Origin of the sequence: Chitinophaga sp. H8 (assembly GCF_040567655.1) — a bacterium.
GTDB classification, from domain to species: Bacteria; Bacteroidota; Bacteroidia; order Chitinophagales; family Chitinophagaceae; genus Chitinophaga; species Chitinophaga defluvii.
This window is the reverse complement of sequence record NZ_JBEXAC010000002.1, coordinates 1,757,591-1,776,954: the sequence shown is the minus strand read 5'-3', so window position 1 is coordinate 1,776,954 and position 19,364 is coordinate 1,757,591. Positions and strand designations below refer to the sequence as shown.

Sequence of the window (19,364 nt, the reverse complement as noted above, 5' to 3'; positions counted from 1 at the left end):
AAAAAAAAAATTTAAGGAGGCGGGGGGCACAAACTATTCCACGTCAATACTGATAGTAGCGGTAGTACCAGTAGCAGCACCTGTACTATCGGTCAGCTCTTCTAAGTGCAGGGTAATGTTACTGCCATGCATCAGCCGTAGTTGCCGCAGGCGCTTTTCAATATTATCCAATGCAAATGATGTATGGCCAGCACGTGCATTTTTCCGGGATTGCTGTATACCAATTCCATTGTCTGTTACAATGATATAAAGCATAGCTCCTTTTTCATGTATACGCAGGCTTAGCATATTATCTGCTGATCTGCGGGGTAAAAGCCCATGCTGGATACTATTCTCCAGCAATGGTTGTATTAACAGCGGGGGGATGTATATATTGTCCAGATCAACATCATCGTCAATATCAATGGTATAGTTCAGACAATCACTGAATCTCAATTTTTCAAATTTGAGATAGTTTACGACCAGGTCTATTTCTTTTTGCAGTGGAATAAGTTCTTTTGAGATATTGTGCATATTCTGCCGGATCAGGTTGGAAAACACGCGTAAATATTCGTTAGCAGAACGTTTATCATCCTCATTGATCAGGCCCTGGATGTTATTGAGGCTATTGAAAATAAAGTGGGGATTCATCAATGCGTTCAGCGCTTTGTATTCTGATTTTAAAAACTTTATTTCTGCGGCATGTGCCCGTTCTCTTTTTCGCATGACATATCCCATCCGGTATCTTGCAATATTCCATAACAATGAAATAACCAAACCTCCTGCAAGTAACATAAACCACCATGCCATCCAGAAAGGCTCTCCTATGGTAAGTCGCACTACCAACGGTTGGCTATATTTGCTGGAAGCACTCCTGCATCTTACTTTCAAGGTATAATCGCCATAACCCGGTACAGGCAACAACATATCTTCCTGTTTCAGTGGCAACCAGTTGTCCTCGGCATATCCTTTAGACATGCTGTATTCGTAGATCACCCGTCGGCTGTTGAACGACAAAGCGGTGACCCCTATCCTGAGGTACCGTCTTGCTGTATAAGGCACTTCCATCTTTCCGGTTGCTCCATCATAGGCTACCTTACCGGCATTTAAGTATTTAAGTACAGCTGCAGGTGCTTCCGGTGTTTTCAGCAGTTGATTGATGGTAAAGCTGGTTATTGTTCCGGCCTTAAAAAAATAACAGTTGGTAGTATCCGAAACGATATATTCTGCCTGTAGTGGTACAAAAAGGTCTTCTACTATTCTCAGCTGGCTGATCAAAGTATCCCTGGCAGCTGATAAGGTAAGTATACGATAACGGTTATTGGTGCTGATCAGTATATGCCTGTTATCCAGTGTGTACATACGATTCCAGATGCAGCTGCGATCCGTAATAGTATCTGCTTTCATCTTTCCGTTCAGGTTACTGCAGATAATCAGCTCATTTTTATGCGTAAATCCGATCAGGCTGGAATCGATAAAAGTAAAATACTTAAATGCCCTGTTTTTGAATGCCGGCTGGTAAACAGGCTTTTGATTTACCACTTTAAACATACTGTCTATCGTATTATACCAAATAGCCTGGTCCTTATCTTTAGCCATCGCATAGATCCGCTGCCTGCTGCTATTCAGGCCTGTATCTTCAAACCAGGTAGCACCGGTCCGTATTGTTCTTTTGGAATCAATCCTTACAATCCGGTAGCCTCCTTGTAAGAGGTAGATATAAGAAGGAGTACTAAAAATATATTTTATCCCCGTGCCTTCATTCCTGATATTTTTAAGCGTATCCTGTGCATCATTTGAAAAAATGCTGGTATGTTTTGGCACAGGCCACGTACTATTCCATGCATCTATTTCATAATGATCTTTTCCATATAAAGTGTGATACGCTCCCTGGTCATCCGCCAGGTATCCAGGTTCATCAAAATTGGCCACTGGTTGTTCCTGGTGTTTGGAGTAATTAAATATACAGGATGATTTACCTTGCTCCAGCCGGTACAGGTTATTATCTGTGGGGGTATAGTATAATATCTCTTTATGTACAAAAGCATACCTTATGGTACCTTCATACAGATTCCTGTAAGCCTTTTCCATTGTAAAGTCCTGGCTGAACAACCAAACGCCATCCTGCAAGGTGCTGATCCAGTAATGTTCTCCATGATCCTGAGCAATGCCGGTTATTTTAGCAGTTGTAAGTATGTTGGTATTATCGTTGATGACCAGACCGTGATCATGTGTTCCTATCAAAGTATTTTTCTGATCCTGGTAAAAATGTTTGATGCTACTCTTTTTATACTGGTGCTGCCCTGCTGCCTGTAATAATGTTCCGTCCAGGGTATATACCCCATTTGCGGTGGCAACATATCCACTTTGTCGCCCTGTAAAGTAATAATAGGGTGAGGTGAAAGGCGCGGTTATTGTTCTCAGAACCTGATAAGTAGTATCTATCCATACCTTTTTGTCATCCCCACACAGTTCATAGGTACTGCCCGACATTTTCCGGAGATATACCAAGGAAGGAATTCCTGCCTTTTCCTTCATTTCATTCAAGGAATGGGTGGTAAATTTTTCTCCATAGATATTTACAAAAAAACCTTCCTTATCAAAATTGACGGTAATACTGCTATCGGATTCCAGTGTAAGCTGTGCAATACCAACATGTGGAAACGGCCATTGCAGCAAAGAAGATTGTTGGGCCGTATGAAAAACACCTTTATCATAGTAGCATACCCCTCCGGTGAAAGTTAACAGCCACAGGCGATGTTGGTTGTCTTCCCGGATGCAAAACACTTCATTATCCGGCAGCCCATCAAAAGTAGTGAAGGTTTCAAACCGGATACCATTATAGCGGGTAATGCCTTTGTCTGTACCAAACCATAAGAATCCTTTGCTATCCTTATATACATCATATACGGTATTACTAGGTAGTCCATTTTCCGTAGTATAATGAATCATTGGAAAAGGCTGGCTGTAACAGGGGTTAAAGCAGCTTAACAAACCCACAAGTATTATTATGACCAATAAATGTCTATACATCCTGGAAATTATTATGCTGCAGGAATGTCATCAATCCGGTATATCGCCTGCGTCCAATGGGCAGCTGGAACTTATCATGGATATTCACTGCCAGGTTATCTTTCCTGATAATCTGTTTTACATGCATACAATTAACCAGGTACGATTTATGTATCCGGTAAAATAAGGAAGGGGGCAACAACTCTTCGTAATCTGCAATAGAATAACTCATGATCACTTCTTTGACCTGGTCTCCCCTGATAAAGAAAACATTTGAATAGCTTCCATTGGCAGCTATATATATTACATTTTTGAGATCTACTACTTCGATACAATTATTATCCTTCAGGGTGATCTGCTGAATTTTCCCGTTACGGCCAGGTGCTAAAAAGGTGGGCGGTGGGATCATTCCGGATATAGCCCCTTTTTTAAAGTGTAGCTTTTCTGCCAGTTTCTGCACTGCATTTATCAGCTCCCGGATATCTATTGGCTTTAACAGATAGTCTACTGCATTTAACCTGAAAGCTTTTACAGCATATTCATCATAGGCTGTTACAAACACTATCTCAAAAGTAAGCGGTGACAACTGTTCCAGGAATTCAAAAACATTATCTCCCGGCATATTAATATCCAGGAAAACAGCATCCGGACTTTCGGCAGCGATCAGTGTGGCTGCTTCGGCAGTAGTATGGGCTATACCGGCTATCTGCACCGGAATGGTGACATAGTCTGTGATCAGGTTCCTGAGATTTTTGCAAGCTTCTTTTTCATCGTCCACTATCAGGATACTGATTGGTTGATCTGGTACATAAGACATAGGCTCTTCCGCTATTTGATATTTAAAACTTTCACTATGACATATGCGCAGAAAAATAAATGCTGGGTTATTGTGTGCGACATACGGGTAACATGATGGTTGCAATAATAAGTTAGTGCTAAATACAGTACAGCAATTTAATAAATAAAAACTATAAAAGCCAGTGCCGGTTATCACAACCATTGGCTCATTTTATAAAAAATGGTTATATTGAACGGCCTGTACATGATATCTAAACCATTAAACAAGTAAACTCTTTCAAGTGAAATACAACCTGCTAACCGGACTATCTGTCCTGGCCATGATGGCCTGCAACAATCCAACGGCTGAAAAGAAGGCGTCTGCCACCACAGATACGACTGTAAAAGATACGCACACCCAATCCAATGCGGACAGTATCCTATTAAAACATCTTGACCTGGACATACAGGTAAATATGGAACAGCAACAGATCAGTGGTCATGCTACCTGGGCCATAGACAACCCTCACCAGTTACCTGTATTACAACTGGACACCTACGAGCTGAGCATTGACAGCACCACCGTAGATGGCAAGCTGGTACCGCATACCCTGGATGCCCCTGTTACTTACCTGGGCAGCCGGTTGAATATTCCGGTATCGGCTAACAGTAAGACGGTAACGATCTGGTATAAAACCGGGAAAAATGCTACGGCGCTACAATGGCTGCAACCACAGCAAACACTGGGCAAAAAACATCCTTTCCTGTATACACAATCTGAATCCGTTTATGCGCGCACGTGGATTCCCTGTGGTGATGGGCCTGGTATCCGCTACACCTATAATGCGCGTGTAACTGCCCCTAAAGGACTGTTGGCACTGATGAGTGCTGAAAACCCACAGGCAGTAAATGATAGCAGTATCTACCATTTTAAAATGGAGCTGCCTATCCCGGCGTATCTGATGGCATTGGCTGTAGGAGATATTACTTTCCGTAAAATAGATGAACGTACCGGGGTATATGCAGAGCCTGCCATGATAGACAAGGCACGATATGAATTTGAAGAGGTAGGCAAAATGGTACATACTGCCGAAAACCTGTATGGCCCTTATCGCTGGGGCAGGTATGACGTACTGGTATTACCACCGGGCTTCCCTATAGGTGGGATGGAAAATCCAAGGCTTACCTTCTGCACTCCTACGATAATAGCAGGCGACCGGTCGCTCACCAGCCTTATTGCCCATGAGCTGGCACATAGCTGGAGTGGGAACCTGGTTACCAATGCCACCTGGAGCGACTTCTGGTTAAATGAAGGGTTTACTGATTATTTCGAGCGCCGCATTATGGAAGCTATGATGGGCAAAAGTTATTCCGACATGCTATGGGAACTGGGCTACCAGGATCTGGTAGCAGAAGTAGCTGCTATCGGTAAAGACAGTAAGGATACCTGGCTGAAATTAAACCTGGAAGGCCGGAGTGCGGACGACAGCTTTACCAGCATTGCCTATGAGAAAGGCGCTCATTTCCTAAAACTGATAGAAACCGTTGTAGGCCGGGAAAAGTTTGACCGCTTTCTGAAGACCTATTTCGATACATATGCCTTCAAAACCATGAATACCGCCCAGTTCCTGGAATATCTGGATGCCAATCTGATAAAGGGAGATACCGCGCTGTCTAATAAAATAGATATACAGGCCTGGGTATATGGTCCTGGCATACCGGCCAATTGTCCGCGGGTAGACCAGGAGCGTTTCCAGAAAGTAGATGAAGCCCGGGCACAGTTCCTGAAGGCCACCCCTCCTGCTCAGCTGGCTACACAAAACTGGAGTACCCAGGAGTGGCTGCATTTTTTACGCAAAATGCCGCAGCCCTTATCTTTAGAGCAGATGCAGCAACTGGACGGTGCATTCCACTTTACCAAAACAGGCAACAGTGAGATAGCCGACCAATGGTTTGTAATGGCAATTGCCGCCAATTATAAGGCCGCATATCCTGCGATGGAACAATTCTTGCGCTATGTGGGCAGAGGCAAGTTTTTACAGCCGCTGTACGGCGAGATGATGAAAACACCTGCTAACCAGGAAATGGCCAAAGCACTTTATGCGAAATACCACCAAAACTATCATCCCATTGCACAGGAGGCACTGAAAAAAATATTGAAATAATCTGTGCTGCCCTCCTTTAGCTATCCATGCAGCCAGTTTAAAGGAGGGCAGCTACCCAAAACGATAACCATGATCAAACTGGTTTTAATAAGACATGGGGAGAGTACCTGGAATAAGGAGAACCGATTTACCGGCTGGACAGATGTAGACCTTTCTGAAAAGGGGATAGCAGAAGCTAAGCAAGCCGGTAAAATATTGAAATCGGAAGGGTACACTTTTGATATTGCCTTTACCTCCGTGCTGAAAAGAGCGATCAAGACACTGGATCTGCTGCTGGAGGAAATGGATCAGCTATGGATACCTGTGGTCAAGTCGTGGAAGCTGAACGAGCGGCACTATGGTGCATTACAAGGGCTTAATAAGGCAGAAATGGCCACTAAATACGGAGAAGAACAGGTGATGATCTGGCGCAGAAGCTATGATATCCCTCCTCCGGCACTTACTCCGGACGATGAAAGGTATCCGGGTAGTGATCCCCGGTATGCAGCCCTTGCCCCTGGAGATATCCCTTTGTTTGAAACATTAAAAGACACGGTACACCGCGTAATGCCCTATTGGGAAACCGCTATTACCCCGCTTTTAAAACAGGGTCAAAAGGTAGTGATAGCCGCCCATGGCAATAGTTTGCGGGCATTGGTAAAATACCTGGACCATATATCTGATGCAGATATCCCTGGTTTAAACATACCCACCGGCATTCCCCTGGTATATGAACTGGATGATCAACTGACACCGGTTAAAAAGTATTATTTAGGGGATCCGGAAGTGGTAGCGCAGCAACTGGCTGCCGTGGTGCATCAGGGCAAAGCAAAATAAATCCTGTACAAAAAGCCGGACCGGTTGTTTTTTTCTTTGTTTGCCTAAATATTTTTCATCGTCTGTAATGCAATACTGACAAGGAAATTAAAAAAGCACATCCTATTTTGCATATATAAAAGCCTCAAAATAGTTCAACAATATTTTGTTTATATCAATCCATTACATACTTTTGCACTCCGCAATTGCCACCGGATATAAGGTAATTGCAGCCTAAAACAATCGGGGCGTAGCGTAGTCCGGTCATCGCGCCTGCTTTGGGAGCAGGAGGTCGCAAGTTCGAATCTTGCCGCCCCGACCAATTGGGATTAAACCCAAATTAGAAGCTCGTAAATAGTAATATTTACGAGCTTTTCTTTTTCTGCCCTACTAATTCCTATCAATGTAACCATGAGTATTTTTCTCATACAAATTTACTCTCGACATTCAAATCAATACATTGGCAACCAATAAATTATATCACTTTTTCTTTGAAAATTTTGGCTACTGTTTAGCTACGGATTCCCTTTCATCAGGTGAATCAGAATTGTGAAAAAGAACAAATAGTATCAATCACATTTAAAATGAATTGCTATGGCTGTCATTTCGAACACCTTTAGTATTGATTTCATTGCACGCAAAGTAAAAAACGACCCATTGTTAGTTTGTATTTACGCAAGAATAACAACATGGAACATTGCTTCGGGAATAGGAGGGCGGGATTTGACTTTAGAAGGTAGACTTTTTCAAGGGAGTAAAAGCTTATAAAAAATACTAAGTATCTTTAATAAATATTTATTATATGATGGAGCAATTGGAACAGATAACAGAATTTAAATCCTCTCCTGAATTAGTAGAGAAGCTCTATGAAAATAGTATAAGAAAAGAATATAAAGCCGGAAGTGTCATCCTGAATGAAAACTCTTCTATTCGTTCTATCCCTATTGTTACCAAAGGAACACTGAAAGTTATGCGAACAGAGGAAGACGGCAGGGAAATTCTATTGTATTACATTAAAGCCGGAGAAAGCTGCATTATGTCATTTTTGGGCGGTTTGCACAATGAAACAAGCAAGGTTAAAGCCGAAGTGGAAGAAGATGCTGAAATCCTTTTTCTACCAATGGAAAAAGTGTCGTTATTCATCAAAGAATATCCACAATGGCTGGATTATATTTTCCGTTTATACCACAAGCGTTTTGAAGAACTGCTTGAAATTGTAAATTCCATTGCATTCAAAAAAGTAGATGAACGATTGTTGGCTTTATTGCAAAAAAAACAAAAACTTACAGGAAACAAAACACTGAACATTACCCACGAACAATTAGCCAATGAATTGGGAACAGCAAGGGTTGTAGTTTCCCGATTATTAAAACAATTGGAAGAAAACGGAACGGTTAAATTGGGCAGAAACAAAATCACGCTTATGTAACAAATGTAACTGTACAGGTTTTTGAATTGGTGCAAATTTGCAGTATCAATTTCAGAAATCTATGGATATAGCGGGGTATTCGGCATCAGTTTTTATTGGTATTTCTTTAGGGCTAATCGGTGGTGGTGGTAGTATTTTGACTGTTCCTGTACTGGTTTACCTGTTCAACCTCGATGCGGTACTCGCAACCGCTTATTCTCTTTTTATAGTTGGTTCAACGAGCATTGTCGGTTCATTTTCATACTTCAAAAAAGGATTGGTCAGCATCAAAACAGCAATTGTTTTCGGTATCCCATCCATTGCAGCCATTTTTCTAACAAGGGAGTATATTCTCACCGCTATCCCGCAGGATGTCTTTACTGTCGGGAGCTATACCATAACCAAAGATATTTTGTTGATGTTGCTCTTTGCCGCACTGATGATTGCAGCATCATACAGTATGATAAAGAAAGATAACGGGGGGACAAATGATGAAGCCTTGCAAAAGCCATCATTCGATTACCTGCAAATTCTCTTACAGGGAATTTTTATCGGTGTAATTACGGGACTGATTGGCGCAGGTGGTGGCTTTCTGATTATCCCTGCTTTGGTAAACCTCCTGAAATTGCCGATAAAAACAGCTATAGGCACGTCATTGCTTATTATTTCCATCAATTCTTTAATGGGATTTTTGTTTTCCCTGCCCCATACTTCCGTACAATGGGGACTTTTATTAGTCATTGCTTCCATTGCAATTATAGGCATCCTGATAGGAAGTTACCTCTCAACAAAAATAAAAGCCACTAAATTAAAACCTGCTTTCGGTTGGTTTGTGCTGGTAATGGGTATTTATATCATTATTAAAGAAACAATAACAAAGTAATATAAAATATCAAACAGTATGTCACAAACACATTTTTACGAAGTAAACATTCAATGGAAAGATGCCAGGATTGGAGAACTTTCATCACCTGTTTTAAATCAAACAATTGAATGTGCCACACCACCTGAATTTCCAAACGGCGTTCCGGGTATCTGGTCACCGGAGCATTTATTTGTTTCCGCTATCAATAGTTGTTATATGGCTACTTTTTTAGCAATTGCCCAAAATTTTAAAGTAGAAATGGAAGATTTCAGTTGTAAAACTATTGCAAAACTGGAAATGGTGGATGGGAAATATATTTTCACTCAAGCAGAAATGTTTCCGGTTATAAAATTGACCAATCCAGATAAAGATGCAGTCACGGCACACCGATTGGCTAAAAAAGCGGAAGCTGGCTGCCTGGTTACCAACTCGATGAAAACAGAGATTATTATGACTGCTCAAATCAGCTAATGTAACAAATGTAACTGTACAGGAAAAATAAGTAATGGAAATTTGCAGTAATAAAAAGAATGATAACGATAAAAATAAATTAGCATGTTTTTTCAACACGTTTATGATAAGAGTTTGGCACAGGGTAGTTATGTAATAGGCTGTCAGGCTACGGGTGAAGCAATCGTAATAGATGCCCAAAGGGATATTGATGTATATCTCGACATTGCACAGCAGAATGGCCTCCGTATTACGCACATTACTGAAACCCACATACACGCAGACTTCCTTTGCGGTTCAAGAGAACTGGCAGCAGTAACCGGGGCAACAATGTACCTTTCAGACGAGGGCGGCGAAGACTGGCAATATCAGTTCCCGCACAAAGGGCTGAAAGACGGCGATATTATCAGGATGGGTAACCTCACATTGGAGGTCATGCACACACCAGGTCACACGCCAGAAAGCATCAGCTTCTTACTAACTGACCATCCGGCAGCGGACAAGCCCGTTATGGTGTTCACAGGCGATTTTGTCTTTGTAGGTGATATTGGTCGTCCTGATTTGCTGGAAAAAGCCGCAGGTCTTATCGGAACAAAAGAAGCCGGAGCCAAACAGATGTTTCAATCGTTAAAAAAGTTTGCTGTGCTTCCTGAATATGTTCAGGTTTGGTCTGCACACGGAGCAGGTTCAGCTTGCGGCAAGGCTTTGGGAGCAGTGCATAGCTCTACCGTAGGTTATGAGAAAATACGCAATTGGGCGTTCCAGTATGGCAGCGATGAAAAGGGATTTACCGATTATCTGTTAGCTGATCAGCCCGAACCGCCGAAATATTTTGCAATGATGAAGCACCTCAATAAAGTGAACCGTACTTTATTGATTGAAGTTCCGAAACATCCAAAGCTGTCCAAAGCGCAGTTTATGTCTGCCTATGAAAAAGGTATTAAAATAATAGATACCCGTAATAAGGTGGATTTTTCCAAAGGTTTTATTCCCCGCAGCCTGAACATTCAGGGCAATAACTCTTTTTCTACGTGGTGCGGTTGGATGCTAAACTATCAGGAACAATTTATATTGGTAGCTGATGACAGCCAAATGGAAGATTTGACCCGTAAGCTAATGCGCATAGGTTTGGATAATATATATGGTTACATTTCCGATGTACACGATTTAGATATGAAACTTCAGACGGCAGACGTGATTTCTTTGGAAGAATTCAAAACCTACATCGGGCAAGAAAATGTACAGATAATAGACGTTCGGGGAGCATCAGAATACGAAGCAATACACGTAGAGGGTGCTGATAATGTTTTTGTTGGAACCTTACCTGACAATTTGGATAAAATCAGTAAAGACAAGCAAGTTGTCATTCACTGCCAGGCAGGCGACCGTTCGACCATCGCTTATTCTATCCTTGCTAAAAATGGTTTTGAAAATATAAAGAACTTTTCAGGTGGGATGAAAGAGTGGTTGGCAGCGAATGGTAAAAACAACTGACTACACTTGTACTAATTCCTAAAATTAAAAACTATGGGATTTTTTTCAGCCTTATTCGGCAATACAGATAACAGCCAGCTTACCGAAGCTATCAAAGGAGATGCTCTCTTAGTAGATGTGCGTACTGCTGCAGAATTTGCGGAAGGCAGCGTAAAAGGAGCAGTAAACATTCCGTTGGATAAGGTGCCGATGGAATTATCAAAATTCAAGGGAAAGGAAAATATCGTTGTCTTTTGCAGAAGTGGAAACAGAAGCAGACAGGCAAAAAGCATTTTGGAACAAAACGGCTTTCAGAATGTCATTAACGGCGGAACGTGGCAAAATGTAAATCAGATAGTAACCCAAAAAAATTAATAGATATGAAAAAAAATATGGGAACGGCTGATAAAACAATCCGCATACTCATCGCGGTTGTAATTGGTGTCTTGTACTTCACTAATACTATTTCAGGCACAGTAGCTATTATATTGGGTATATTGGCTGTTGCTTTTGTACTTACATCGTTCATTAGTTTTTGCCCGTTGTATCTACCATTCGGCATCAGCACTTTAAAAAAGAAAGGACAATGAAAAATTATTTGAGGAATTGGGATTTTATGCGGGCGCTGCGATTAGTGTTAGGCATTTTCGTAATACTACAGGGCATTACTACAAAAGAATGGCTGCTCGTAGGCTTAGGCGGTTTATTTTCATTAATGCCTTTGATGAATATCGGTTGCTGCGGTGTTTCAGGCTGTAATACCTCTGTTTCGAAAAACAATAAAAAGGCAGAAGATATAACGTATGAAGAAGTTCATTAAAAAACATCTGTTTACCCTGATAGGTTTGCCTATCGGAGCAGCAGCAGGCTATTTGTATTGGAAACTTATTGGGTGTAGTACGGGCAGTTGTGCCATTACCGCAAACCCTATAAACAGCACCCTCTATGGTGCAGCTATGGGCGGGCTTCTGTTATCAACATTTAAAAAAGATAAAAAACAATATGACGTTCCAGGAGATAATCAACAGTGATAAACCTGTATTGGTAGATTTCTTTGCCGAATGGTGCGGACCCTGCAAGACGATGTTGCCCATTCTGGAAGAACTAAAACAGCGTGTAGGCGATAATGCGAACATCATTAAAATAGATGTGGACAAAAACCCGCAGGCAGCAACAGCGTATCAAGTACGAGGTGTACCTACGCTTATTATATTTAAAAATGGAGAAATACGCTGGCGGAAATCCGGCATTTTCCCGGCAAATGAATTAGAAAGATTAATTAACAAAAACATATAAAACCGTCAATGATAGAATTTTTGAAACAACCGTGGGCGTGGTATGTTGCTGGCCCATTGATTGGGCTGACCGTCCCCTTACTATTAATCATTGGCAACAAATCGTTTGGCATCAGTTCATCATTACGGCATATATGTGCATCCTGTATGCCAGCCAATATCCCGTTCTTTAAGTACGATTGGAAAAAAGAAGCGTGGAATCTGTTTTTTGTATTCGGGATATTTTTAGGCGGCACTATTGCCATTCACCTGTTATCAAATCCCGCTCCCATTGAAGTCAATCCCAAATTGGTGCAGGAATTAGCAGGCTACGATATTACCAACTATAACAATTTAATCCCTGAAGATATTCTCAACTGGCAGTCTTTATTTGCCTTGAAAGGCTTTATCCTGATGGTAGCCGGAGGTTTCTTAGTAGGCTTCGGTACACGCTATGCAGGAGGTTGTACAAGCGGACACGCTATTATGGGGCTGTCTAATTTACAATTACCGTCATTGATTGCCACCATTTGTTTTATGGTTGGAGGTTTCACTATGGCAAACCTCATTTTACCGTTCATACTTTCATTATAACCCCAACAAGAAATGCAACAAGATACAGAAAAAGACTTACAGCTTCGTGAATTGGATTCGATGTGTGTGAACGAAAGCCGTTTGCAACATAAATGGTATCATAATCTCAAATACTTAGCCATTGGCATATTATTCGGTATTGTCTTCGTAAAATCAGAAGTAGTAAGCTGGTATCGCATACAGGAAATGTTTCGCCTGCAATCGTTCCATATGTACGGTATTATTGGGAGTGCGGTCATTACAGGTATAATTTCCGTTTTCCTGATAAAGAAATTCAACATCAAAACTATTTACGGCGAACCCATTAAAATTGCGCCCAAAACATTCAATAAAGGACAAATCTTCGGTGGTTTTATTTTCGGTTTGGGTTGGGCTATGACAGGAGCCTGTCCTGGTCCGTTGTTCGCACAAATCGGGACAGGGGCTACCGTTGTCGCAGTTACCCTGTTGAGTGCCATTGCAGGCACTTGGGTATATGGCTTGCTAAGAGAGCAACTGCCGCATTAATATCAGATCGGTTAATATCGTCAAAACAAAAAAGCTGCTCAGAAAACATCTCTTTTTCTGCCTGCTGTCAGGTATTTTATATGGCAAACCAACGTTTTCGTCTAAACCCTTGAAAATATAAACCTGTCAGGTTATATGGCATTCAGGTAACTTAGGATCTTTCCGATCTCATTTCCTATGGATTCCACTTCTGCCGGTAATGTTTCGGGGAAACCCCCATTGTTTTCTTAAATAACCTGGAAAAATAAAAGCCATCATCTATGCCCAGCTTATAACTGATCTCATTAATATTCATTTCAGTAAACTGCAACCATTCGCAGGCCTTCTGAATCTTCAGGCGGTTAAAATATTCTATGGGGGAATAGCCGGTGTGTTGTTTAAACAGGTAGGAGTAATGAGAAGGCGAAAGGTTGGCCGTTTCAGCCAGTTCTTTCAGCGTCAGCAGCATCTCCACCTTTTGTTTCATGTATGAAATGGATAACTCAATCGGGTTATCTCTCACCTGGTTTGTTTCATTAAGATTGAAACACTCCTGGTATAAAAATGAAGACAGAAAGTAGCCAAGCCCCAGGCTTATAAAAGCCAGGTTTTGTTTTGCAGTACCCCTTTCCAGGTTATCGAATAACTCATCAAAAATTTTAATTCTCTTTTCGCTGTACCGGATGTAGTTACTTTTCTTCTCTAATCTTTCTAATAGTTCCTGTACAATGGCAAGCGAGAAACTACCTTTAAAATGTATCCAGTAAATAGTCCATGGGGCATCCTTATCTGCGGCGTAGGTATGTGGTGTATCAGCGGGCACGATTAAATATTCATCATTCCTGATCTGATATTCCTTCCCCCCCATTTTGCACCAGCCATTCCCATCCACACAATAAATAAAAATATGCTGATCAATCCCTTTTACCCTGGCCCTGTAATGGTCATGTGCATTAGGATAATATCCTATATCTGTGATCATTAAATTCTGCAGGATGGGATCAGTTTCATCCTTTTTTATAATTGCAGGCAGTGAAATGGCCTTTTGCCCAGTGAATCCATCTCTTTTTTTATATACTTCCCTAGCCATACAAAAGCACTTAGTTTTTTTTATCCCTCCTCCCGGAACGGGGTTTCCCATCATTATTCCCCCAACACAGCAGATCGTAATATAATCTATGTTTTTAGATTTTTGTCTATTTAATTGCGTGCTCAGTTCCGTTAATTTTATCCCGGGTTAATTACAAATTGAGGTTAAGTATGGCAGTCATTACGATTAACGGAAATACTCCTGACAATATACCATCCGGCAAAACAGCTCATTTTTATCTGTTCAGGCTGGCGTTGATTGCTGCAATGGGCGGTTATCTCTTTGGATTCGATTTTGCTGTAATTTCGGGCGCACTCCCTTTTTTAAGGGAGCAATTTGGATTAAATGAGTATTGGGAAGGGTTTACTACCGGCTGTCTGGCTATCGGCTGTATCATAGGTTGTTTCATTGCCGCCAGAACAGCAGAAAGATATGGCAGGAAGCCTGCATTACTGCTGTCTGCCTTTATTTTTGCCTTTTCTTCCGCCGGGATGGCATTAGCACCTGGACTTTCCCTATTTATATTTTTCCGCTTTTGTGCCGGGCTCGGTGTTGGGATGGCATCTATGCTGGCCCCCATGTACATTGCCGAAGTATCTCCCCCTCAGGTTCGTGGCCGCATGGTTGCCATCTATCAATTCACTATTGTAATCGGTATTTTAATCACCTCGCTGGTGAATTATGCTTTACGTAACCATAGCCAGGATGCGTGGCGCTGGATGTTTGGTACAGGTGTTGTCCCTTCTGTGTTATTTTTCATAGGTGTTTGTTTTTTACCAGAGAGTCCCCGGTGGTTATTTAAAGCCAACAAAGATGCTAAAGCCCAGAAAGTATTATCTGCAATCGGTGATAAAAATTATGTAGCCGCCAGTACTGCTTCCATTAAGCAGTCGCTGGCAGGTGTAGTTAAAATGAATTATATGGCGGCCTTAAAACAACCATTTGTTGCTGCCGTAACAGTAGGTATCGGTCTGGCCGTATTCCAGCAATTTTGCGGGATAAATGTAGTGTTCAATTATACCTCCAATATTTTTGCAAGCATTGGTGCCAGCCAGGATGACCAGTTGCTGCAAACTGTTTTTATCGGAAGCGTTAATGTGGTATTTACCATACTCGCTATACTGCTGGTGGATAAACTGGGCAGGAAACCATTAATGCTCATAGGAGCCGGAGGCCTTTGCGTTTTATACATTATTATCGCCATCGTACTTGGTGCACGATTGGCTACTGCCTCCGCTATTTTCCTGCTCTCTGCCATTGGCTTATATGCTACCACACTGGCCCCGGTAACATGGGTGCTCATCTCCGAGATATTCCCGAATAAAGTTCGTGATGCGGCCTCCTCCATAGCTATCATGAGCTTATGGGCAGCATATTTCATTCTCACATTTACCTTTCCTATCCTGACAAAATTGGTGGGTGGTGTTCAAAATACTTTCTATGTATATGCAGGCATTTGCTTAGCCGGATTCATGCTTATCTATTTTAAAGTACAGGAAACAAAGGGGAAATCATTGGAAGAGATTGAAACAGAACTGATGAGCGAAACAGTGAAGTAAGGAAGCTGGAATGCCCCTAAAGAACAACTACCAGCAATAGTAGTCTTATGCAGTAAAAAAAGTAATAACAACATAACCATGAAGGAAGAACTGTTTGTGAAAATCTGGGAAGAAACAATCACTATCCCCACTTATCCAATTGGTAAGCCTGAGAAAAATCCTTTATTTCTGGAAAAGCGGGTTTATCAGGGAAGCAGCGGAGCGGTATACCCAAACCAGGTGGTAGAGAAAATATTTGATGAAAAAACTGATCAAAAATATACGGCTGTTTTCCTGGAGAACAAATATCTGAAGATCATGATCCTGCCTGAATTGGGCGGTCGTATTCAAATGGCCTATGATAAAGTAAAACAACGTCATTTTGTTTATTACAACCAGGTAATTAAGCCTGCATTGGTGGGATTGACCGGTCCCTGGATCAGTGGTGGGATTGAGTTCAACTGGCCGCAACACCATCGTCCCAGCACGTATCAACCCATAGACTTTCGTTTACAAAAGCATGAAGACGGCAGTTGTACAGTATGGGTAAATGAAGTAGAACGTATGTCCGGCACCAAAGGGATGGCCGGATTTACACTTTATCCGGATAAAGCCTACCTGGAGATAAGGGCACAACTCTATAACTGTACCCCTTTTCCTCAAACATTTTTATGGTGGGCCAATCCGGCTGTAAAAGTAAATGACGATTACCAGTCCGTATTTCCTCCTGATGTAAATGCAGTGTTTGATCATGGCAAGCGGGATGTTTCAGATTTCCCGATTGCCACCGGCACTTATTACAAGGTGGATTATTCACCGGGTACCGACATTTCCCGTTATAAAAATATTCCGGTGCCCACTTCTTATATGGCTGTTAAAAGCAAGTATGATTTTGTTGGGGGATATGAGCATGATACCAAAGGGGGTTTACTGCACGTAGCCAATCATCACGTATCTACCGGAAAAAAACAATGGACATGGGGTAATGGAGATTTTGGTAAGGCGTGGGATAGGAATTTAACAGACGAAGATGGCCCTTATATTGAATTGATGACAGGGATGTATTGTGATAATCAACCGGATTTCACCTGGCTGATGCCGCATGAGGAAAAGTCTTTTGTTCAATATTTTTTGCCTTATAGTGAGGCAGGCATGGTAAAGAATGCGACCAAAGATGCACTGGTGAATTTAACAGTGGCAGATGGCGTAGCAACTATCATTTGCTATACCACTGCTTTGTATGAACAGGCACTGGTACAGTTACAGCAGGGGGCAACCACTTTGTTTGAAACGCGGATCACGATCGCACCGGAAAGTCCTTTTTCAACAAGTATCGCTATTCCAGACGTCCCTGAACAAGCGCTAAAAGTAATCCTGAAAACGGCGGATGGTAGAACATTGGTAGCTTATCAACCTGAATTACATGAACAAAAGGCCATTCCTGAGGCAGCAGTAGCTTCCAAATCGCCGCAGGACACTACCAGTATTGAACAATTGTACCTGACTGGTTTGCACATAGAGCAATACCGCCATGCTACTTATCGCGCAGAAGATTATTATGCAGAGGCATTACGAAGAGAGCCCGGTGATGTAAGATGTAACAATGCCATGGGTTTGTTATTACTGCGCCGTGGACAATTTGCAGCATCAGAAAGCTACTTCAGAAAAGCCATTGCTACCATCACCGCAAGAAACCCTAATCCTTATGATGGGGAACCTTTATACAATCTGGGGAGGTGTTTGCAATATCAGGGTAAACTGGAGGAAGCGTTTGATGTATTATATAAGGCTGTATGGAATGCAGCCTGGCAGGACAATGGCTATTTTGCACTGGCACAGATAGCCGCCGTAAATAATAGTTTTGAAGAGGCACTGGAGCTGGCAGATCGTTGCCTTGTCCGCAATTGGCATCATCATAAGGCACGGCATTTAAAAACAGCCCTACTACGTAAATTAAACCGGCATAAGGAGGCCATGGATATGGCTGCCGCCTCTCTGCAAATAGATGGATTTAGCATAGGATGCTATTACGAAAAATACCTGTTGCTTAAAGATGCTGCTACAGACGCTGCCAATGAGCTACTACAGGAGATAAAGACCCTCCAGCAGAAAAACATACATAACTACATTGCATATGCGCTGGACTATTTTTGGTGCGGATACTATCAGGAAGCCATTTCATTCCTGCAAATAGGAATAGATGAAACTGTCTCCGCAGCTGACACTTATCCGATGGCCTTGTATTTTATAGGTTGGTTTAATATGAAGCTAGGTAATGATGCAGCTGGTAAAGCACACTTTGCGATGGCAGCCGGCGCCAATCCAGCTGGTTGCTTCCCAAATCAGCCAGATGCTATGCTGGCGCTACAAGCGGCAATTACATATCATCCGGGGGATGCTAAAGCCCATTATTACTTAGGCAATTTCCTGTATGCACATAAACAATATCAGGATGCCATTGCCAGTTGGGAAAGGGCTGTTGCGCTGGATGATAGCTTCCCTACTCCACACCGTAACCTGGCATTAGCTTATTACAACAAGTCGTTACTCCAGGATAAAGCATTGCAATCACTGGAAAAAGCTTTCCAGGCAGACACCACAGATGCACGGGTATTGATGGAGCTGGACCAGCTATATAAAAAATTAAACCATCCCTTTAAAGAAAGACTGGCATTCCTGGAACAATACCTGGATCTCGTGATCAGCAGGGATGATTTGTACTTAGAGCGCATTACCCTCTATAATGCTCTAGGAGAGTATAAAAAAGCCCAACAATTAATCGCAGAAAGGCAATTCCATCCCTGGGAAGGTGGTGAGGGCAAAGTAACAGGCCAGTTTTTATTTTGCCAGATAGCTTTGGCCAAGCAAGCCTTACAGGATAAAAATTACCAACAGGCGTTACACCTCTTACAAAACACTGACAGCTATCCGCATCATTTAGGCGAAGGGAAACTGCACGGCGCCATGGAAAATGATATTCATTATTACAAAGGATGTGCTTACAAAGGATCAGGCGAAAACGAAAAAGCCATAGCCTACTTTGAATATGCAACAAAAGGGCTTAGCGAGCCAGCACAGGCATTTTTTTACAATGATCAAAAGCCTGATACTATTTATTTCCAGGGAATGGCTTTACTGGAATTAAACAGAACAGCGGAAGCCGTTCAGCGCTTCAATAAACTGATCCAATATGGGAAAGCCCATTTTAATGATAATGTTCAGCTCGATTATTTTGCGGTGTCATTACCCGATTTTCAAATCTTCGATGATAATCTGAATGTAAAGAACCAGATACATTGCCTGTATCTGATGGGGCTTGGTTATATGGGATTAGGAGCGCATACACAAGCCACTGATTGTTTTAAACAGGTGAGGGAAATGGACATCAATCATCCCGGCGCCCTACAGATGATGGCTGACGTGGCTGTTACAGTCCGGTAATATTACAGGCGTATTTG

18 protein-coding genes and 1 tRNA gene are annotated in these 19,364 nt (G+C 42.0%); 16 read left to right on the top strand and 3 right to left on the bottom strand.

Annotation, left to right across the window (positions count from 1 at the left end; all coding sequences use genetic code 11):
- Positions 1 to 33 precede the first annotated feature (33 nt).
- Positions 34 to 2,931 (bottom strand): sensor histidine kinase, encoded by a 2,898-nt coding sequence (locus ABR189_RS21095; RefSeq protein WP_354662460.1) that lies wholly within the window; start codon positions 2,929 to 2,931, stop codon positions 34 to 36.
- 73 nt (positions 2,932 to 3,004) lie between these two features.
- The gene (locus ABR189_RS21090; RefSeq protein ID WP_354662459.1) at positions 3,005 to 3,808 is read right to left on the bottom strand and encodes a LytR/AlgR family response regulator transcription factor; all 804 of its coding nucleotides are present in this window, start codon (positions 3,806 to 3,808) and stop codon (positions 3,005 to 3,007) included.
- A 262-nt stretch (positions 3,809 to 4,070) separates the two neighbouring features.
- Here ABR189_RS21090 and ABR189_RS21085 point away from each other — a divergent pair, with 262 nt between their 5' ends.
- From ABR189_RS21085 to ABR189_RS21020, 14 genes are all read left to right on the top strand, one after another.
- The gene (locus ABR189_RS21085) at positions 4,071 to 5,933 is read left to right on the top strand and encodes a M1 family metallopeptidase (RefSeq protein ID WP_354662458.1); all 1,863 of its coding nucleotides are present in this window, start codon (positions 4,071 to 4,073) and stop codon (positions 5,931 to 5,933) included.
- A gap of 69 nt (positions 5,934 to 6,002) precedes the next feature.
- A complete protein-coding gene (gpmA, locus tag ABR189_RS21080) occupies positions 6,003 to 6,749 on the top strand; it encodes a 2,3-diphosphoglycerate-dependent phosphoglycerate mutase (RefSeq protein WP_354662457.1) in 747 nt (248 codons plus the stop codon).
- A 223-nt stretch (positions 6,750 to 6,972) separates the two neighbouring features.
- Positions 6,973 to 7,050, top strand: a tRNA-Pro gene (locus ABR189_RS21075).
- Positions 7,051 to 7,530: 480 nt separating this feature from the next.
- Positions 7,531 to 8,157: a Crp/Fnr family transcriptional regulator gene (locus ABR189_RS21070; RefSeq protein WP_354662456.1), complete on the top strand. Its 627-nt coding sequence runs from the start codon at positions 7,531 to 7,533 to the stop codon at positions 8,155 to 8,157.
- A 61-nt stretch (positions 8,158 to 8,218) separates the two neighbouring features.
- Positions 8,219 to 9,019, top strand: coding sequence for a sulfite exporter TauE/SafE family protein (locus ABR189_RS21065; protein ID WP_354662455.1), 801 nt, complete (start codon positions 8,219 to 8,221; stop codon positions 9,017 to 9,019).
- A gap of 18 nt (positions 9,020 to 9,037) precedes the next feature.
- Positions 9,038 to 9,472: an OsmC family protein gene (locus tag ABR189_RS21060; protein ID WP_354662454.1), complete on the top strand. Its 435-nt coding sequence runs from the start codon at positions 9,038 to 9,040 to the stop codon at positions 9,470 to 9,472.
- A gap of 84 nt (positions 9,473 to 9,556) precedes the next feature.
- Positions 9,557 to 10,945, top strand: a complete 1,389-nt coding sequence (locus ABR189_RS21055) for an MBL fold metallo-hydrolase (RefSeq protein WP_354662453.1) — start codon at positions 9,557 to 9,559, stop codon at positions 10,943 to 10,945.
- Positions 10,946 to 10,978: 33 nt separating this feature from the next.
- Positions 10,979 to 11,299, top strand: coding sequence for a rhodanese-like domain-containing protein (locus tag ABR189_RS21050; RefSeq protein ID WP_354662452.1), 321 nt, complete (start codon positions 10,979 to 10,981; stop codon positions 11,297 to 11,299).
- A gap of 5 nt (positions 11,300 to 11,304) precedes the next feature.
- Positions 11,305 to 11,514: a YgaP family membrane protein gene (locus ABR189_RS21045; protein ID WP_354662451.1), complete on the top strand. Its 210-nt coding sequence runs from the start codon at positions 11,305 to 11,307 to the stop codon at positions 11,512 to 11,514.
- Positions 11,511 to 11,744, top strand: a complete 234-nt coding sequence (locus ABR189_RS21040) for a hypothetical protein (RefSeq protein ID WP_354662450.1) — start codon at positions 11,511 to 11,513, stop codon at positions 11,742 to 11,744. Before ABR189_RS21045 ends, ABR189_RS21040 begins: the two co-directional genes overlap by 4 nt.
- Positions 11,728 to 11,955: a DUF6132 family protein gene (locus ABR189_RS21035; RefSeq protein WP_354662449.1), complete on the top strand. Its 228-nt coding sequence runs from the start codon at positions 11,728 to 11,730 to the stop codon at positions 11,953 to 11,955. The genes ABR189_RS21040 and ABR189_RS21035 overlap by 17 nt, the downstream gene beginning before the upstream one ends.
- Positions 11,927 to 12,220 (top strand): thioredoxin, encoded by a 294-nt coding sequence (gene trxA / locus ABR189_RS21030; protein WP_354662448.1) that lies wholly within the window; start codon positions 11,927 to 11,929, stop codon positions 12,218 to 12,220. The genes ABR189_RS21035 and trxA overlap by 29 nt, the downstream gene beginning before the upstream one ends.
- 8 nt (positions 12,221 to 12,228) lie before the next feature.
- On the top strand, positions 12,229 to 12,792 hold the full coding sequence (locus ABR189_RS21025) for a YeeE/YedE family protein (protein WP_354662447.1): 564 nt from the start codon (positions 12,229 to 12,231) through the stop codon (positions 12,790 to 12,792).
- A gap of 12 nt (positions 12,793 to 12,804) precedes the next feature.
- Positions 12,805 to 13,299 (top strand): DUF6691 family protein, encoded by a 495-nt coding sequence (locus ABR189_RS21020; RefSeq protein ID WP_354662446.1) that lies wholly within the window; start codon positions 12,805 to 12,807, stop codon positions 13,297 to 13,299.
- A 175-nt stretch (positions 13,300 to 13,474) separates the two neighbouring features.
- Here the strand turns inward: ABR189_RS21020 and ABR189_RS21015 are convergent, their stop codons facing one another.
- Positions 13,475 to 14,368, bottom strand: coding sequence for an AraC family transcriptional regulator (locus ABR189_RS21015; protein WP_354662445.1), 894 nt, complete (start codon positions 14,366 to 14,368; stop codon positions 13,475 to 13,477).
- A gap of 170 nt (positions 14,369 to 14,538) precedes the next feature.
- Between ABR189_RS21015 and ABR189_RS21010 the strand changes: the two genes are divergently transcribed.
- Both ABR189_RS21010 and ABR189_RS21005 read left to right on the top strand, forming a co-directional pair.
- Positions 14,539 to 15,927 (top strand): sugar porter family MFS transporter, encoded by a 1,389-nt coding sequence (locus ABR189_RS21010; RefSeq protein ID WP_354662444.1) that lies wholly within the window; start codon positions 14,539 to 14,541, stop codon positions 15,925 to 15,927.
- A 78-nt stretch (positions 15,928 to 16,005) separates the two neighbouring features.
- A complete protein-coding gene (locus tag ABR189_RS21005; RefSeq protein ID WP_354662443.1) occupies positions 16,006 to 19,347 on the top strand; it encodes a DUF5107 domain-containing protein in 3,342 nt (1,113 codons plus the stop codon).
- Positions 19,348 to 19,364 lie beyond the last annotated feature (17 nt).

What these genes read in the sequence shown, in the direction of transcription:
- ABR189_RS21095 (WP_354662460.1), bottom strand. Translation starts at nt 2,931, where the DNA reads ATGATTCATTATACTACGGAAAATGGACTACCTAGTAATACCGTATAT.
- ABR189_RS21090 (WP_354662459.1), bottom strand. Translation starts at nt 3,808, where the DNA reads ATGTCTTATGTACCAGATCAACCAATCAGTATCCTGATAGTGGACGAT.
- gpmA (WP_354662457.1), top strand. Translation starts at nt 6,003, where the DNA reads ATGATCAAACTGGTTTTAATAAGACATGGGGAGAGTACCTGGAATAAG.
- ABR189_RS21070 (WP_354662456.1), top strand. Translation starts at nt 7,531, where the DNA reads ATGATGGAGCAATTGGAACAGATAACAGAATTTAAATCCTCTCCTGAA.
- ABR189_RS21065 (WP_354662455.1), top strand. Translation starts at nt 8,219, where the DNA reads ATGGATATAGCGGGGTATTCGGCATCAGTTTTTATTGGTATTTCTTTA.
- ABR189_RS21060 (WP_354662454.1), top strand. Translation starts at nt 9,038, where the DNA reads ATGTCACAAACACATTTTTACGAAGTAAACATTCAATGGAAAGATGCC.
- ABR189_RS21055 (WP_354662453.1), top strand. Translation starts at nt 9,557, where the DNA reads ATGTTTTTTCAACACGTTTATGATAAGAGTTTGGCACAGGGTAGTTAT.
- ABR189_RS21050 (WP_354662452.1), top strand. Translation starts at nt 10,979, where the DNA reads ATGGGATTTTTTTCAGCCTTATTCGGCAATACAGATAACAGCCAGCTT.
- ABR189_RS21045 (WP_354662451.1), top strand. Translation starts at nt 11,305, where the DNA reads ATGAAAAAAAATATGGGAACGGCTGATAAAACAATCCGCATACTCATC.
- ABR189_RS21040 (WP_354662450.1), top strand. Translation starts at nt 11,511, where the DNA reads ATGAAAAATTATTTGAGGAATTGGGATTTTATGCGGGCGCTGCGATTA.
- ABR189_RS21035 (WP_354662449.1), top strand. Translation starts at nt 11,728, where the DNA reads ATGAAGAAGTTCATTAAAAAACATCTGTTTACCCTGATAGGTTTGCCT.
- trxA (WP_354662448.1), top strand. Translation starts at nt 11,927, where the DNA reads ATGACGTTCCAGGAGATAATCAACAGTGATAAACCTGTATTGGTAGAT.
- ABR189_RS21025 (WP_354662447.1), top strand. Translation starts at nt 12,229, where the DNA reads ATGATAGAATTTTTGAAACAACCGTGGGCGTGGTATGTTGCTGGCCCA.
- ABR189_RS21020 (WP_354662446.1), top strand. Translation starts at nt 12,805, where the DNA reads ATGCAACAAGATACAGAAAAAGACTTACAGCTTCGTGAATTGGATTCG.
- ABR189_RS21015 (WP_354662445.1), bottom strand. Translation starts at nt 14,368, where the DNA reads ATGGCTAGGGAAGTATATAAAAAAAGAGATGGATTCACTGGGCAAAAG.
- ABR189_RS21010 (WP_354662444.1), top strand. Translation starts at nt 14,539, where the DNA reads ATGGCAGTCATTACGATTAACGGAAATACTCCTGACAATATACCATCC.
- ABR189_RS21005 (WP_354662443.1), top strand. Translation starts at nt 16,006, where the DNA reads ATGAAGGAAGAACTGTTTGTGAAAATCTGGGAAGAAACAATCACTATC.